A 1,049-nucleotide genomic window follows, 5' to 3' on the forward strand; every position below is an offset into this window, starting at 1 on the left:
CTTTCAATCAACATCACTGTCGACTGAAAAGCCGCCATCGCGAGCAGGCTCGCTCCCACAGGGGAAAATGGTGTTCTTTAGAGCTGGCGCACGACGCGAAAACCAATCCAGTCCCCTCGCTCCTGCGGATACTGGCTGTTGCGGTTGCCCGAGCGGGAGAACACGGGCGCTTCACCCCAGTCGTTGCCGCGGATGCGCACGGCTTCGCAGTTGGGTTCCAGCCAGGCGCTGCCATCGGTGGGGGCGCCGACGTAGTCGGGGTGCTCGCAGTCTTCGACCCACTCGTACACGTTGCCATGCATGTCGTACATGCCGAAGGCGTTCGGTGGATAACTGCCCACCGGTGAGCTGTAGCTGTAGCCGTCTGCGGGCCCGTAGGTGTTGGCGTGTTTGGCGATGCTGTATGGCTTGCCTTCATCGAACGGGAAGGGGAAGGGGCCTTTGGTGCCACCGCGTGCGGCGTATTCGCGCTGGGCTTCGCTGACCATGCTGTATGTCTGCCCGGTCTTTTTCGACAGCCAGGCGACATAGTTTTTGACGTCGTCGAAGTTCATGCACACCGCTGGCTGGCGTGGGCTCTGCGGGTAGCGCGGCTTGCTGGCGATGCACTCGCGACCGGGCCGGGTATCGCCGTTGGCGATGGTCACGCCGCTCTCTTTCACGTAACTGTCCCATTCGCCGGCCGTGATCTGGAAGCGGCTCATGGCGAAGGATTTGGCGAAGGTCACGTCATGCATCGGCCCTTCATCGGGCTCGCGGCCGACTTCGTCATCCGGGGTACCCATGGTGAAAGTGCCAGCGGGGAGGACGACCATTTCCGGGCAGTTCTTGCAGTCTTTGAAGACTTTGCCGGGTGGTGGGGGAGTGGCGGCTTGGGCTGCAGCGGGCAGCAGACCAGCCAGCAGCGCGGTCAAGGCGAGGGCCTTGAAGGGAGACAGCAGATCACTGTTCATGAGTCATCTCGATCAAAGAAAAATAGGTGTCGTGCGAGGTCCATTGTGGGAGCGGGCTTGCTCGCGAAAGCGGTGTGTCAGTCGACAACAATGTTG

The 1,049-nt window shown here is 61.4% G+C and carries 1 protein-coding gene; it reads right to left on the bottom strand.

Going from position 1 to position 1,049, the window contains the following annotated elements; genetic code table 11:
• Nucleotides 1-77: 77 nt before the first annotated feature.
• Entirely contained in the window at nt 78-953 is an 876-nt protein-coding gene (locus tag ACRESJ_RS21290; protein WP_431759662.1) for a formylglycine-generating enzyme family protein, read from the bottom strand.
• Nucleotides 954-1,049 lie beyond the last annotated feature (96 nt).

Origin of the sequence: Pseudomonas sp., from assembly GCF_050739655.1 — a bacterium.
Taxonomy (GTDB): domain Bacteria; phylum Pseudomonadota; class Gammaproteobacteria; order Pseudomonadales; family Pseudomonadaceae; genus Aquipseudomonas.

Coding starts and splice junctions, on each gene's coding strand:
- ACRESJ_RS21290 (WP_431759662.1), bottom strand. CDS start 953: ATGAACAGTGATCTGCTGTCTCCCTTCAAGGCCCTCGCCTTGACCGCG.